The organism is Sphingomonas sp. SDUR79, from assembly GCF_056821745.1.
The window spans coordinates 333,289-348,520 of sequence record NZ_JBPDIN010000001.1 but is presented as its reverse complement, the minus strand read 5'-3'; the positions used below and the strand labels follow the sequence as shown (position 1 = coordinate 348,520).

Below are 15,232 nucleotides of genomic sequence, written 5' to 3'. Positions count from 1 at the left end.
TGACGAAACTATTCGGGCGGCAGACAGATGATTTGTATTTACAACGATCTTCTGGCGTCACGATTAACCTCACGCGGGGAGGTCGAGGACAAACCCGTCCGGGTGATGAAAGTCCGGTTTTTCCGACGGATGCGCCAGCGCCCAATAGGATTTGGTGCCGTCGGCTTCCTCGATGACTGCGGTGAGGTTCAGCCGCATCGGAACCGAGGGAAGCTCAGGCATTGCCTCGACCGACAGGAAAAAGGAAGGTGGGCTGCTAGGGGTCACCAAGATCTCGGGATCGTCGCAGGGCAACTCACGCATTCCCAAACGATAGCCGTCGAACGCGTAAGCTGCCCATTCGAACGAAGGTGAGAAGTTGAACTCGAAATAGGCATCGCCACCGCTGGGCTTCGCAAACAACTCAAAGCAGGTCGTTTTCCACAAGCCATCTGCCCGCACCGGATCGGCAAATTGCGGCACGATCAGCGTGTTGGAGGGAGCGACGTGATATTCGAACCACAACGCCCCGGACGCCTGCTGATGCAAGTCCACATAGACGGTATCGACCTTGTTTGCGGGCGTAGCGGGATGGCAAATCAGTCGATGTCGCATAGCCCTCACTCCGTTTGCCCTGAGCCTGTCGAAGGGCCAGTCCCGACCTGCCAGTTGCGCGCAAGAACCGAAACACCGTCCCAGTCGCCCGCGATCAATGCTTCCTTCTTGGGCCGACTCCACCCCTTGATCCGCCGTTCGGCCTCGACGGCTTCGTAGCGCGATCCGAAATCTTGCGACCGCACCAACGTCACCGGTCTGCGGGTATAGGTGTAGCAACCATCAAATGTCCCACGCTCATGCTGCGCGAGCCGGATTTCCAGGTCCTCAGTCTGCCCTGTGTAATAGCTGTCGTCGCCGCACCGCAGGATATAGCAGTAGAACGCCACTTCATTTCTCCCCCCGCCCTTCGACAAGCTCAGGGCAAACGGATGTGGGCGCACTCCAACCCCCGTTTGGGCTGAGCTTGTCGAAGCCCCAGTCCTGCGTCAACGAACCTCGCCAGCCAATAGATGACACGCCGCCCCACCTCGGCTATGCGCGCCGCCACCATGACCGAATACGCATCCGATCTGCTCCGCACCTTGTCCGACCGTGGCTACATCCACCAGGTCACCGACGCCACTGCGCTCGACGCACTGGCCGCCAAGCAGATCGTGCCCGGCTATATCGGCTTCGATCCCACCGCGCCCTCGCTGCATGTCGGCAGCCTCGTCCAGATCATGCTGCTGCGCCGGATGCAGCAGAGCGGGCACAAGCCGATCGTGCTGATGGGCGGGGGCACCGGCAAGATCGGCGACCCCAGCTTCAAGGACGAAGCGCGCAAGCTGATGACGGACGAGGTCATCGCGGCCAACGTCGCGTCGATCAAGACGGTGTTCGAAAAGTTCCTGACCTTCGGCGACGGTCCCACCGACGCGATGATGGTCGACAATGCCGACTGGCTCGACAAGCTCGAATACATCCCGTTCCTGCGCGACATCGGGAAGCATTTCTCGATCAACCGCATGCTCAGCTTCGATTCGGTCAAGCTGCGCCTCGACCGCGAACAGTCGCTGTCGTTCCTCGAATTCAACTACATGATCCTCCAGGGCTACGACTTCCTGGAGCTGTCGCGCCGCGCCGGCTGCCGCCTGCAGATGGGCGGGTCGGACCAGTGGGGCAACATCGTCAACGGCATCGAACTGTCGCGCCGCGTCGACGGGACCGAGGTCTATGGCGTCACCACCCCGCTGATCACCACGGCCGACGGCGGCAAGATGGGCAAGACCATGTCGGGCGCGGTGTGGCTCAACGAAGACACCCTCCCCGCCTTCGATTACTGGCAATTCTGGCGCAACACCGACGACCGCGATGTCGGCCGCTTCCTGCGCCTGTTCACCGACCTGCCATTGGACGAGATCGCCCGTCTCGAAGCGCTGCAGGGCGCCGAGATCAACGAGGCGAAGAAAATCCTCGCCACCGAAGCCACCGCCATGTGCCGCGGCCGCGACGCCGCGCTCGCCGCCGAAGAGACCGCGCGTAAGACGTTCGAGGAAGGCGCGTCGGGCGACGCGCTCCCGACCCTGTCGGTCAGTGGCGAAATCAGCGTGGTCGACGCGCTCGTCGGCTTGAGCTTTGCTGCGTCAAAGGGTGAGGCCCGCCGCCTGATCAAGGGCGGCGGCGCGCGCATCGACGGCGAAAAGGTCAGCGACGAGGCCGCGACCGTGACCGTCGGCTCGGCGGAGGTGCGCGTCTCGGCGGGCAAGAAGCTTCACGGCCTGCTCCGCGCCGAGTGATCGACCCCTGTAGTTCTACGTAAGTAACCACTGGTAACCAATCCGGTTGCGGAGCTGTTTACGCCCGCCGGCCTACCCAGATTGACATCGAGCCACGAGTCGGTGGGGGCCAGTATGAGTTTTCAGTTCTCGTCCATTGTGCGGGCCACCGCCGCCGACAGCGATCGTCGCAACACCGACCGCGACGAAGTCCATTTCCGCGCCCGCGCCTTCGGCCCCGACGCGCAGCCGCGCACCCTGCTGATCGTCAACATCTCCCCCCACGGCCTGATGGCGCGGTGCGAACATGAGTTTGCCGAGGGCGACCGCCTGCGCGTCATGCTCCCGGTGGTCGGCGTGCTCCCCGCCGAGATCCGCTGGTCCCTCGGCGGCCGCATCGGCGTGAGCTTCGACAGCGCAGTCGATCTGGCGAGCTATTACGAGCTGCTCGCCCGGATGCTGAAGGCGGGGTGACCCTTCTAAGCCCCTCCCCTTCAGGAGTATCGGGTCGGCCATGCCCCCGGCATGGCCTAAACAGCGCGGGGCGCTGTTTACCCGATGCTGGGTTGGGGTGGGGCAGTGAAATCTCACCGAGACCGCCAGCCTTCCCAATCCTCCCCCGCCAGGGGGAGGTGGCACGCGCATGCGTGACGGAGGGGGGCAGGGGTTCGGCTTAAAGGGCGAGGCCACAGCCGTCCTCCCCCTCCGTCGCCTTCGGCGCCACCTCCCCCTGGCGGGGGAGGATAACTGACACCGCTCGCAACACCCCCATCGTCACCCCGGCCCCCGTGCCGGGGTCCACCCCTCCCCAAGCGTAGCGCTCCAGCCCCAAGCCCCGCGCTCACCGCCCAGTGGACCCCGGCACAAGGCCGGGGTGACGATGGTTTTCAGGCCGGAGACGCTACAAAGCAGACTTAGATTTGATTGGTCCGCAGTCTTGGGTCGGTGGGATCAAAGTCTTCGATGAATCCCTGCCATACCGCGTCGCGCCACAGCGCGTCATTGAGTTCCGCCGCCGTCTCGTAGAACACCGTGTCAGGATATTCGTGGTTACCCGGACCCCGTCCCCAAGTGAGATGGACGATCGCCAGACGTTCGTCCGAACACGACACGAGGATATCGTCATTAGTATCAGCGCGACCAATGACTTCGGCATCCAGTCCCCACAGTGGATGATCCGGTGAGACCTCTGTCTTTAGCTGACAGGGTAGGCCCTCTCGCTCAACTTGGTGTTCGAGAGGACGCCACGGAGGGACGAAGACGATGCCAGCGACGCGAGACATGGCAAAGATGAAGCTTCCGACGCAACGCCTGTCAAGTTCCGCTCACGCGATCGTCTGCATGGATGTTGATTGACCGAGAGGGGGTCGACATCTGCCGGTCTGCAATCCCCAACCCTACCCCGCCCGCAACAACCCCACCGCAGCATCCCGCTCGAACAAATACAACGCCACCCGCGCCGCCTGCCCGCGCTCGCCGTCGAGCCCGCCATCGCGATCGACCAGCAGGCGCGCGTCGTCGGTCGCCGCCGCGATCAGCTCGGCGAACTTCTCGGGCGGGGCGAGACGGAACGTCTGTTCCCCCGATTGCCGCGTCCCCAGCATCTCGCCCGCACCGCGCAGGCGCAGATCCTCCTCGGCGATGCGGAACCCGTCATTGGTCTCGCGCATCAGCGCCAGCCGCGCGCGCGACGTTTCGCTCAACGTCCCGCCGCGCAGCAGCACGCACACCGACCGACCCCCGCCGCGCCCGACGCGGCCGCGCAACTGGTGGAGCTGCGCCAGCCCGAACCGGTCCGCCGCCTCGATCACGATCAGCGTCGCGTTGGGCACATCGACCCCCACCTCGATCACCGTCGTCGCGACCAGCACGCCGAGTTCGCCCGCGGAAAAGCGCGCCATCACCGCGTCCTTCTCCGGCCCCTTCATCCGGCCGTGGACCAGCCCCACCCGCTCCCCGAACCGCGCGCGCAGCGACCCCGCCCGCGCCTCGGCGGCGGCAAGGTCGGTCTTCTCGCTCTCCTCGACCAGCGGGCATACCCAATATGCCTGCCCCCCGCCCGACAGATGCCGCGCGAGGCCGTTAACGACCTCCTCCAGCCGCTCCTCGCTAATCACGCTCGTCTCGATCGGCATGCGCCCCGGCGGCATCTCGTCGAGCTTGCTGACATCCATCTCGCCATGCGTCGCGAGCTGCAGCGTGCGCGGGATCGGCGTCGCGGTCATGACCAGCAGATGCGGCGCGGTCTTCGCCTTGGCCTGCAGCATCATGCGTTCGGCGACGCCAAAGCGATGCTGCTCGTCGACCACCACCAGCCCCAGGTCGCGATACTCGACCCCCTGCTGAAAGATCGCATGGGTGCCGATCAGAATGTCGATCGATCCATCCGCCACCCCCATCAACGTCGCCTCGCGCGCCCGGCCCTTGTCGCGCCCGGTCAGGATGGCGATCTCGACGCCAAGGCCAGCGAACAGCTTGCGCAGCGTCTCATAATGTTGCCGCGCCAGGATTTCGGTCGGCGCCAGCATCGCCCCCTGCGCCCCCGCCTCGACCGCGATCAGCAGCGCCATCGCCGCCACCAGCGTCTTGCCCGCGCCGACATCGCCCTGCAGCAGCCGCAGCATCGGGCGTGGCTGCGCCATATCGCCCTCGATCTCGCGGATCGTCCGCGCCTGCGCGCCCGTCGGCGTGTAGGGCAGCTTCAACGCATCGCGCAGCCGCCCGTCGCCGGCCAGCGCCCGCCCCTTCTTCGCCCGCGCCGCCCCGCGCACCAGCATCAGCGCCAGCTGATTGGCGAACACCTCGTCATAGGCCAGCCGGTCGCGGGCCTTGGCGTCCGCCGGATCGGCATGGATCGTGGCGAGCGCCTCGCGCCATGCGGGCCAGCCATGCCGCGCTTTCAAGCTCGGCTCGATCCATTCGGGCAGCTCGGGCGCGCGCGCCACCGCTTGGCCTGCGAAATCGGCCAGCCGCTTCGACGTCATCCCCTCCGACAGGGGGTAGATCGCCTCACGCCCGCCCGGCCGCGGCTCGCTCAGCGCGACGATCTCCGGATGCACGATCTGCAGTTCCTGCCCGTACTGGTCGAGCCGCCCCGACACCCATTTCGCCTCGTTCAGCGGCAGCTGCTTCTTCGCCCAGCCGCTATTCCCGCCAAAGAACACCAGCGTCACATAATTGCCGCGCGCATCGGTCGCCTCGACCCGCGCCGGCGCCCGCGCGCTGCCACTCATGCGATAATTCACCGGAGTCAGCTGAATCGCGATCGTCCGCCCGACATCGGCCTGATCCAGCTCTTCGCGCGGCAGCCGGTCGATCCACCCGCTTGGCAGGTGAAACGCAACATCCACCACCCGCGCCAGCCCGAGCCGCTCCAGCGGCTTGGCCAATTGCGGCCCCACGCCCTTGAGGACGGTGACTTCGGCGAACAGGGGATTGAGGATGTCGGGACGCATGATTATCTGCGGTACCCTACACCCAGCCGACCGCGCGCAAAAGCGCCGTCGGCCAATTTGCGTTGGATGAAGATGGATCTGGAAACCCGCCTCAAACGCCTCCGCTTCCGCGCCTGGCATCGCGGCGTCAAGGAGGCCGACCTGATGCTCGGCGGCTTTTACGACGCGCGCTCGGCCAGCTGGAGCGAAGATCAGGTTGCGTGGTTCGAGGACCTGATGGAGGAACAGGACGTCGACATCATGGCCTGGGCGATGGGAACCGAACCCGTCCCCGCGCGCTGGCAGGGGGCCATGATGGATGACCTCAAGTCGCTGGATTACGTACCGATTTCGAAGTGACCGCCGCTCGCCCTGAGCTTGTCGAAGGGCCGTTCTTCTTTGACCGTTCAAGCAAAGGACGGTGCTTCGACAAGCTCAGCACGAGCGGGTTTGTTTGCACCTCGACCGCCATGCCCGACCTCAACCGCATCCTCTCTGCCAAGACCCCGCTGACCCTGTCGGGCGTCCCCACGGGCTTCCTCCCCTGGCTGCTCGCCGATCTCGCGCGCGCCTCGACCAGCGGTGCGGTGTACATCGCGCCGGACGAATCCGCGATGCGCGCCGTCGCCTCCACCGCGACCTTCTTCGCGCCGGAGCTGGAGATCATCCAGTTCCCCGCCTGGGACTGCCTCCCCTATGACCGCGCCAGCCCCACGCTGCGCGTCATGGCCGAACGCATGGCCGCGCTGTCCGCGCTCCAGACCACCACCGCCAAGCCCCGCCTGATCCTCACCACCGTCAACGCCGCCAGCCAGCGCACGCTCACCCCGTTCCGCATCCGCCAGATGACCGCGCGCCTCGCGCCGGGCGAGCGCATCTCGCTCGACAAGCTCGCGACGCTGCTGTCGTCCAACGGCTATGTCCGCACCGACACCGTCCACGACAGCGGCGAGTTCGCGGTGCGCGGCGGCCTGGTCGACCTCTACCCCTCGGGTGCCCCCCAGGCGCTGCGGCTCGATTTCTTCGGCGACGAGATCGAAAGCGTCCGCACCTTCGACCCCGCCGACCAGCGCACCACCGGCCGCGTCGACGGCTTCACGCTCCTCCCCGCGTCCGAAGCGCTGCTCGACGAAGACACGATCAAGCGCTTCCGCACCCGCTACCGCGAGAAGTTCGGCGCCACCGCCACCGGTGACCCGCTCTATCAGGCGATCAGCGACGGCCGCCGCCTCGCCGGCATGGAACATTGGCTCCCGCTGTTCGAAGAGCGCATGGAAACCCTGTTCGACCACCTCCCCGCCGACGCGGTCGTCGTCCGCGATGCCGGGGACGCGGGCGCCGCCGAAGCCCGCTTCGAAGCCATCGCCGACTATCAGGCCAACCGCGTCCGCGCCCAGTCGACCGATGCCGGCAGTTACCGCCCGCTCGGCACCGACCAGCTCTACCTCCTCCCCGCCGAATGGGAGACGCGCCTCAAATCCGCCCGCGCGCACCTCGCCACACCGTTCCACGAGCCCGAGAGCGCCACCGTCCTCGACTTCAACGTCGACGGCCCGCGCGACTTCGCCCCCGAGCGCGCGGCACAGAGCAACATCTACGAAGCCGTCACCGACCACCTCGCCAAGCTGCGCAAGGCGGGCAAGAAACCGGTCCTCGCCAGCTACTCCACCGGCTCGCGCGAGCGGTTGAAGGGCCTGCTCGCCGATCATGGCCTGACCAGCACCGTGCTGGCGGACGGCTGGCAGGAGGCGCTGGGCGCCGCAGCCGGCGGGCGCGATTCCGCCAATGTCGCGCTCATCGTCCTTCCCCTCGACCACGGCTTCACCGCGCCCGACATCGCGCTGCTGACCGAACAGGACATGCTCGGCGACCGGCTGATCCGTCGCAACAAGCGCAAGAAGTCGACCGACGCCTTCCTCGCCGAACTCGCCACCCTCTCCCCCGGCGACCTCGTCGTGCACGCCGAACACGGCATCGGCCGTTATGAAGGCCTCACGCAAATCCCGGTGCAACAGGCACCGCACGACTGCGTCGCGCTCTCCTATGCCGGTGGCGACAAGCTCTACGTTCCGGTCGAAAACCTCGAAGTCCTCACCCGCTACGGCTCCTCCGAAGAGGGCGCGACCCTCGACCGCCTCGGTGGCGAAGCATGGCAGCGCCGCAAGTCGAAGATGAAGGAGCGCATCCGCGAAATCGCGGGTGAACTCATCGCCACCGCCGCCGCCCGCGCCGTCCGCCCGGGCGAGGTGATCGACCCCGACCCCGGCGCCTACCCCGCCTTTGTCGACCGCTTCCCGTTCAGCGAGACCGACGATCAGGAGCGCGCCATCGGCGAAACGCTCGACGATCTCGCCGCCGGTCGCCCGATGGACCGGCTCGTCGTCGGCGATGTCGGCTTCGGCAAGACCGAGGTCGCGCTGCGTGCCGCCTTCGTCGCGGCGATGGCCGGCTATCAGGTCGCGATCGTCTGCCCCACCACCCTGCTCGCCCGCCAGCATTACACCAACTTCGTCGCCCGGTTTGAAGGGTTCCCGCTGCGCATCGGCCGCCTCTCCCGCCTCGTCCCCGCGGCCGAGGCCAAGGCGACCAAGGAAGCGCTCGAAAACGGCACGCTCGACGTCGTCGTCGGCACCCACGCCGTCCTCGCCAAGGGCATCGAATTCAAGCGCCTCGGCCTGGTCGTGGTGGACGAGGAACAGCGCTTCGGCGTCACCCACAAGGAACGGCTCAAGGGCCTCAAGGCCGACGTCCACGTCCTCACCCTCACCGCCACCCCCATCCCGCGCACGCTGCAAATGGCGATGTCGGGCCTGCGCGAGCTGTCGGTGATCCAGACCCCGCCGGTCGATCGCCTCGCGGTCCGCACCTATGTCATGCCGTGGGACCCCGTCGTCCTGCGCGAGGCCCTGCTGCGCGAACATTATCGCGGCGGGCAGAGCTTCGTCGTCACCCCGCGCATCGCCGACCTGCCCGACATCGAAACCTTCCTGCGCGAGGAGGTGCCCGAAATCCGCTACGTCGTCGCCCACGGCCAGATGGCGCCGAGCGAGGTCGAGGAGCGCATGTCCGCCTTCTACGACAAGAAGTACGAGGTGCTCGTCTCCACCTCGATCATCGAATCCGGGATCGACATCCCCAGCGCCAACACGATGATCGTCAACCGCGCCGACAAGTTCGGCCTTGCCCAGCTCTACCAGCTGCGCGGCCGCGTCGGCCGGGCCAAGACCCGCGCCTATGCCTATATGACCACCGCCCCCCAGCGGCAGATGACCGAAGCCGCCGAAAAGCGCCTCAAAGTCCTCTCCGACCTCGAATCGCTGGGTGCAGGGTTTCAGCTCGCCAGCCACGATCTCGACATTCGCGGCGCGGGCAATCTGCTCGGCGACGAACAATCGGGGCACATCAAGGAAGTTGGCTACGAACTCTACCAGTCGATGCTGGAAGAGGCGATCATGGACGCCAAGGCCGGCGGCATGGCCAGCGACCGCCCCCGCGACCTCTCGCCCCAGATCACCGTCGACGCCCCGATCCTCATCCCGGAGGGCTTCGTCCCCGACCTCGACCTGCGCATGGGCCTCTACCGCCGCCTCAACGATGTCGAGGACCGCGCGGGGATCGAGGAATTCGCCGCCGAAATGATCGACCGCTTCGGCAAGCTGCCCGAGGAGACCGAAAACCTCCTGCTGCTGATCGAGGCCAAGCTGAACGCCAAAAAGGCCTGCATCGCCAAGATCGACGTCGGCCCAAAGGGCGCGCTGGTCACCTTCCACGAAGACAAATTCCCCAGCGTCGACGGGCTTTTGGCTTATGTCGAGCGCCTGGACGGCACCGCCAAGCTGCGCCCGGACATGAAGCTGGTGGTCTCACGCGCGTTTGCGACGCCACGGGCGCGGCTGAATGCGGCGGTGCAGATTTCGCGGGGGTTGGCTAAAGCTGCGGGGTGAGGGCTTAACGTGGAGATCTCGGTTCCGCGTACTGCACTACCGCCCCGATAAATTGCGTTTCAATTTCACGATTGACATTTGTGAAATTAAAACGTAACCGCCTCAGCAGAGGTGCTCCTATGCGCGAGAACGTTGTCTATCTTCATGGTCAACCGAGCCCCGTAGGCCACTTCCTGCGGGTCGGAACTACGGGACATCGCCAGCTTGAGACCTTGCTGGGGGCTGGCAACGCCATGCCTAATCGCGTTGTTATTGATGCCTGTGCTGCAGGGCGACAGCAGGAGTTGATCCAGTCGCTGCGCGAGGCGGGGGCCGAGCTTATTCTTGATACAAACGTCGCTGAGTTGTCCTCACTCGGCCGTTTTGAAGGCGCCGCGCGCGAAGCGCCCTGGGCCAATCCTTCGGCCGTGCTCACTCCAGATGATATGCGAGCGAATGCCAATCGTGACGTGATTGGCCAGATTGCGCGATACGCTGTGCATCAAGGCTTCCATGCGATCTTGGCGCCTACGCATATCCTCGACGGCTCGCCGGATCCGCTTTTTGGCGTCGATCGTGAAGCAACCGCAGCTCTTCGTCGTTCGCTTGATGCAGAAGGCGGAGAGAAGATCGACATCCACTACGAGCTGAATATCAAGAATGGCGCGTTGCGCGATCCAGTTCAGCGTCGTGCGTTTATCGCGGGCCTCGCTGATACTCCGTATTCCAGTTTGTGGTTTCGCGTATCCGGTTTTGGAGCAGACGCTACGCCGATGGCTCTGCGCCGTTATATCGCTGCGATGCTGGACTTCACCCGGCTTGAGCGACCAATTGTTGCAGATGGTGTTGGCGGACTCGCTGGAATTGCGATCGCTGCGTTCGGGGCAGCCGGCGGCATTTGCCATGGCGTTGCCGAGAAGGAGCGCTTCGACGCTTCGAGTTGGGGAAAGCCCCCTAAGCAAGGCGGCGGTGGACGCGAGAAACGTGTCTTAATCAGCGCAGTTGATCGATTGCTGAGTGTGAAGCAGCTCGAGACGCTGATGGCAGCCCCAGGCGCGCGCAAGGCGCTGAGTTGCGCGGATCGCGGTTGCTGCCCGCACGGCCTCGAGGATATGCTCAAAAATCCAAAAGCGCACTATCTGCGCCAGCGTTCTAGGCAGGTTGCCGAACTCGCGCGCGTGCCCGACAGCCGTCGCGTTCGCCATTTCCTTGACCATGAGCTGGCACCAACTGAACGTGCGGCGCGGAATGCTGCCAAGCTCAAAGTGAGCGAGGACGGGCTGTCTGAGCTGTTGACCCGTAGCAGCGAACGGTTGGAAAAAATGCATGCCGTGCTTGAAGATTTGGGCCGCACGGTCGATGGGGCGCCGCGGGCTGCCGCGCCAGAGCGTTCCCGCTCGGCGCTCAGCGCCGCTAGTCTCGCAAGGCGTTAAGTTATGTCCACAGCCGTTACCCGCATTCTCGACGACTTGAAGACCTATGGCGGTCTCCAAGGCAAAGACATCGCCAACATCGTCGATGTTTCCACAGCGACCGTTTCGCGTTGGTCGCGCGGAAACGGAACGCCTAATCTCCATACTCAGACGGTCATCGCCGACCTGCGTTATGTCGTAGACCGGCTTTCGGATTTCTACACTGCAGATGAGGCACGTCTTTGGCTACATTCGCGTCATGCATTGCTCCGCAACGAGCGAGCCATCGATCTTATCAATGCAGACCGGACCGAAGAGGTGTTAGCTGTAATCGAGCGCCTTGAGGCCGGAGCATTCCTATAGGCGTCGGGAAATGAACGATCGGCGCGCCCGAGACTTAGAGTTGCTCGATCTTATCGACGGACATCAAGGAGTTCCGTTCGAAGGAGATGTTTGGCGAATCGTCCGCGAGGAGCGCGATGTTCTTCAGGGTTATCCCGCCGGTGCCCGCTGGGATCCCGGAACCTTCGACGTTCTCTACACGGCACTGGAGCGCGAAGGCGCGCTCGCGGAAATCCATTTCCATCTGAGCCAACAGCCGGTTTTTCCTTCCAAGCTCCGGTCGGTGCTGCACCGCCTGACCGTGCGTACAGCACGTACTCTGAAAATTGCCGATCTCGACGCCCTCGTCGGCTTGGGTATCAGCAGGGAGAACTACACCAGCCTATCATACGATCGCTGCCAGGAGATAGGCGACGCAGCGCAGTTCCTCGGCTTCGACGGCATTTTGGCACCGAGCGCGCGCTGGCCATGTCACAATCTAGTGCTCTTTGTGGATCGATTAGACCCTGACGACCTTCACCTCGTCGAAAGCGAGCCGGTCAATTGGCAGGAATGGCGAGAGAGTCAGCGTAAAATATCTTGATTAGCTACACTTTGGAATTGCTGCTACTGATCCAAGTAAAATTGGTGTCCGTGGTAGCGCCATCGGCGCCAGCCGTAGTAGCATACATGGTCGCTGCTAATGAATCAGCCTTAAAAGTTGAGTTCCCAATTAGCCTGAGAACCACATCACGGGCAATTTATTACCGAATACCTAAAGATCGGCGCATCGTCTGGGATTAAACCCTCCTGCTATTTGCGGTTTCGATGACGGTATCAATTGACGCTACCGAAGCGCGCCAGTAGGCAGGCCGTGGAGGGCCTTATGATTGCAGCCATTTTCTTGACGCTATCGAGCGGGGCCTATGGGCCACTGACCTATCCAGCCACAGGGCAGCTTTGCCCCAAGGTCCGCGAGGGAGAGGACCTTGGGGGGTTGGCTACTATGCCGATAGAGGATGTGCTCAGGGCTGACCCAGCCATGATCCAGTGGTGCAGGAACACCCGCCAGGCTATCCTGCACAAGGAGCGCGCGAAGCGGCTGGGCATTAAGCCTAACGACTAGCCCGTGTTGATGACGTTCACCAGCGGGGCAACGTAGGAAAGCTTGGCTCCGAGGAGCCCCTCCACCTGCGAAACACCCGCCCCCCTTGCAATGTTGGACCCGATATGTTCTCATCCCCCGGTCGATCCCCGACCGCTCTTTGACCCCGTCGATCGCCCCGCCGCCGGACCTCGGCTGCCTCCGGCCCGAACCTGACAACCCGCCTTACACACCCGTATTTTTGTCAGCTTCGTCAACTCCGCCCCGCCCTCACCGCGCAGAAACCGTCCGAAGCTGACAGGATGAACCGCGTTCCGCGTAACTTCGTCAGTTTCGCGACCTGTCTCCTAGCCAGCCTCCGCCCCGCGCCCGGACCACATTCGCGACCTTTGCGCCCCCGATCTTGACTTATGGCAACCTTGCTGCCATATCGCGGCGCAGCGAGGCGTTATGCAGCGTGATCGGGCCGGGGTTCATCCTGCGGCTCCGGCTCCGCCTCGGTTGATTGCTCGGCTTCCCATATCACGCGGGTCGTCATTTTTTGACCCGCCTGCGCGCGCGCATTCCGCATGCGCGCTGGCCGTTATGCAAAGAGATTCCATGACCAAGTTCAATACCCTCGGCCTGTCCGAGACCACGCTGGCTGCGCTGTCGGCAAAGGGCTATACCGACGCGACGCCGATTCAGGCGCAGTCGATCCCGGCGCTGCTCGAAGGGCGCGACCTGCTCGGCATCGCCCAGACCGGCACCGGCAAGACCGCCGCGTTCATGCTCCCCTCGATCGAGCGCCTCGTCGCGTCGAACAAGCGGGCGCAGCCGCGCGGTTGCCGCATGCTCGTCCTCGCGCCGACCCGCGAACTGGCCAGCCAGATCGCCCAGAGCGCCCGCGACTATAGCAAGGGCACCAAGCTGTCGGTCGCTACCGTGTTCGGCGGCACCTCGATCCACAAGAACAAGACCGATCTGGCGCGCGGCGTCGACATCATCGTCGCAACCCCGGGCCGCCTCGTCGACCTGATCGAACAAAGCTATGCGATCCTGCTCGGCATCGAAATCCTGGTGCTGGACGAGGCCGACCAGATGATGGACCTGGGCTTCATCCACGCGTTGAAGCGCATCGTCCGCGAGCTGCCCAGCAAGCGCCAGACGCTGTTCTTCTCGGCCACCATGCCCAAGTCGATCCGCGACCTCGCGACCCAGTTCATCAAGGACCCGGTCGAGGTGAAGGTGACCCCGGTCGCCACCACCGCCGAGCGCGTGGAGCAGTTCGTGACCTTCGTGAACCAGGCGGAGAAGCAGTCGCTGCTGACCATCGCGCTGCGTGACGAGAGCATCGACCGCGCGCTGATCTTCACCCGCACCAAGCATGGCGCCGACCGCGTCGTAAAGCTGCTGGCGGCGAGCGGCATCGCGTCGAACGCGATCCATGGCAACAAGAGCCAGCCGCAGCGTGAGCGTGCGCTGGGCGAGTTCAAGTCAGGCAAGGTCAAGGTGCTGATCGCCACCGACATCGCGGCGCGCGGCATCGACGTGTCGGGCGTCAGCCACGTGTTCAACTTCGAGCTGCCGAACGTCCCGGATCAGTATGTCCACCGCATCGGCCGCACCGCGCGTGCCGGCGCGACCGGCATCGCCATCAGCTATTGCGCCGATGACGAGCGGCCGTATCTGCGCGACATCGAAAAGCTGATCCGCCAGAAGGTGACGATTCAGCCGCTGCCCGAGGATTTCCTCGCCGAATCGGCCCGCATCAAGTCGAGCCGCGGGCCGGTCCCGGTCAGCCGCGACGAGATGAATGGCCGCAACGGCCGCACGATGCAGGACCGCAATGCGCATCACCGCGCCGCCCAGCGCGACCGCGGCCCGCGCGGCAACCCTGCCGGTGAGCGTCGCGAAACGCTCGGCACCGCCGCCCCGCGCGGGGGTGAAGGCGCCGGAGCCGGCGACAAGCCGCGCTTCTATGGCCCGCGCAAAAAGAAGTTCACCCCGCGTCCCGCCGGTGCCGGTGCCCCCGGCGGCCAGCGCAGCGGTGGCGGCGGCGGCCAAGGCCAGCGTCGCGGGTAATCGATCCACGCTCCTCCCGGCCCGGCCGGGGGGAGCGGATCAGTTGGCGGCCACCGGCTTGATCGCCTTGGCAAAGTCCAGCACCGACGGCATCAGCTTGCGGATATCCGCGTCGGTCGTGCCGGGCGCATAGCGATAGATCGTCACGACCTTGCCCGACACCACGGTCATGCAGCCGCTCATCGCCAGAGTATAGGCGATCCCGCGCTCCGGTGCCGCCATGTCGAGCACCGCCCCGAGATAAACACAGTGCGCATCCTGGCCATAGCCGCGCACCTCGCCCTTGATCTGGACCGGGCTGCCCATAGTGCGCGAAACACTCTTGGACGCTTCTTCATTTTCGCCCCCCGACTGCGCGTTGAGCGCAGGGCCGATGGCGCGCTGAAGTTCGGCGGTGTTGGTGCTGACGGCCAGCAATTCGTTCGGCGTCTTGAGGATGAAATAGTCCTTCCACGCCATGTCCGCGCTGCAGGACATCGCGGTCAGGTGGGTGACATTGCGAGGATCGGCCGCGGCGAGCATCTGCGCCACCGCTGCATTCTTGCCCTCCGCCGGGCAATAGCCTGCCGGTAGCGCGGTCGTGAATTCCACCGTGCCCACCCGAAAACGGTTCTGGGCAGCAGCGGGGGTGACAATGGCGGCGATCAGGCCGGCGATCAGGATCGTTTTCATCGCGCCATGC

13 protein-coding genes are annotated in these 15,232 nt (G+C 64.8%); 8 read left to right on the top strand and 5 right to left on the bottom strand.

Annotated features, from left to right (window positions below):
- Nucleotides 1-69: 69 nt before the first annotated feature.
- Nucleotides 70-594 (bottom strand): DOMON-like domain-containing protein, encoded by a 525-nt coding sequence (locus ACRYLO_RS01540; protein ID WP_482658540.1) that lies wholly within the window; start codon nt 592-594, stop codon nt 70-72.
- 5 nt (nt 595-599) lie between these two features.
- Nucleotides 600-923, bottom strand: coding sequence for a GIY-YIG nuclease family protein (locus ACRYLO_RS01535; RefSeq protein ID WP_482658539.1), 324 nt, complete (start codon nt 921-923; stop codon nt 600-602).
- A 162-nt stretch (nt 924-1,085) separates the two neighbouring features.
- Here ACRYLO_RS01535 and tyrS point away from each other — a divergent pair, with 162 nt between their 5' ends.
- Both tyrS and ACRYLO_RS01525 read left to right on the top strand, forming a co-directional pair.
- Nucleotides 1,086-2,312 (top strand): tyrosine--tRNA ligase, encoded by a 1,227-nt coding sequence (gene tyrS, locus ACRYLO_RS01530; protein WP_482661651.1) that lies wholly within the window; start codon nt 1,086-1,088, stop codon nt 2,310-2,312.
- 114 nt (nt 2,313-2,426) lie between these two features.
- Nucleotides 2,427-2,765: a PilZ domain-containing protein gene (locus ACRYLO_RS01525; protein ID WP_482658538.1), complete on the top strand. Its 339-nt coding sequence runs from the start codon at nt 2,427-2,429 to the stop codon at nt 2,763-2,765.
- Nucleotides 2,766-3,205: 440 nt separating this feature from the next.
- Here ACRYLO_RS01525 and ACRYLO_RS01520 read toward each other — a convergent pair whose 3' ends face one another.
- Nucleotides 3,206-3,574, bottom strand: a complete 369-nt coding sequence (locus ACRYLO_RS01520) for a hypothetical protein (RefSeq protein WP_482658537.1) — start codon at nt 3,572-3,574, stop codon at nt 3,206-3,208.
- A gap of 114 nt (nt 3,575-3,688) precedes the next feature.
- Nucleotides 3,689-5,746 (bottom strand): ATP-dependent DNA helicase RecG, encoded by a 2,058-nt coding sequence (gene recG / locus ACRYLO_RS01515; RefSeq protein WP_482658536.1) that lies wholly within the window; start codon nt 5,744-5,746, stop codon nt 3,689-3,691.
- A gap of 72 nt (nt 5,747-5,818) precedes the next feature.
- Between recG and ACRYLO_RS01510 the strand changes: the two genes are divergently transcribed.
- The 6 genes from ACRYLO_RS01510 to ACRYLO_RS01485 all read left to right on the top strand — a co-directional run bounded on the left by ACRYLO_RS01510 (nt 5,819) and on the right by ACRYLO_RS01485 (nt 14,550).
- Nucleotides 5,819-6,085 carry an FAD assembly factor SdhE gene (locus tag ACRYLO_RS01510; protein ID WP_482661650.1) on the top strand — a complete coding sequence of 89 codons (267 nt, stop codon included), beginning with the start codon at nt 5,819-5,821 and terminating at the stop codon, nt 6,083-6,085.
- Nucleotides 6,086-6,195: 110 nt separating this feature from the next.
- Entirely contained in the window at nt 6,196-9,669 is a 3,474-nt protein-coding gene (mfd, locus tag ACRYLO_RS01505) for a transcription-repair coupling factor (protein WP_482658535.1), read from the top strand.
- 119 nt (nt 9,670-9,788) lie between these two features.
- Nucleotides 9,789-11,081 (top strand): hypothetical protein, encoded by a 1,293-nt coding sequence (locus ACRYLO_RS01500; protein WP_482658534.1) that lies wholly within the window; start codon nt 9,789-9,791, stop codon nt 11,079-11,081.
- A gap of 3 nt (nt 11,082-11,084) precedes the next feature.
- On the top strand, nt 11,085-11,423 hold the full coding sequence (locus ACRYLO_RS01495) for a hypothetical protein (protein ID WP_482658533.1): 339 nt from the start codon (nt 11,085-11,087) through the stop codon (nt 11,421-11,423).
- 10 nt (nt 11,424-11,433) lie between these two features.
- Nucleotides 11,434-11,985, top strand: coding sequence for an RES family NAD+ phosphorylase (locus tag ACRYLO_RS01490; RefSeq protein WP_482658532.1), 552 nt, complete (start codon nt 11,434-11,436; stop codon nt 11,983-11,985).
- Between the two features lie 1,101 nt (nt 11,986-13,086).
- Nucleotides 13,087-14,550, top strand: coding sequence for a DEAD/DEAH box helicase (locus ACRYLO_RS01485; RefSeq protein WP_482658531.1), 1,464 nt, complete (start codon nt 13,087-13,089; stop codon nt 14,548-14,550).
- Nucleotides 14,551-14,589: 39 nt separating this feature from the next.
- On the opposite strand, the gene ACRYLO_RS01480 is transcribed toward ACRYLO_RS01485, so the two are convergent.
- The gene (locus ACRYLO_RS01480) at nt 14,590-15,222 is read right to left on the bottom strand and encodes a hypothetical protein (RefSeq protein WP_482658530.1); all 633 of its coding nucleotides are present in this window, start codon (nt 15,220-15,222) and stop codon (nt 14,590-14,592) included.
- Nucleotides 15,223-15,232: the final 10 nt, after the last annotated feature.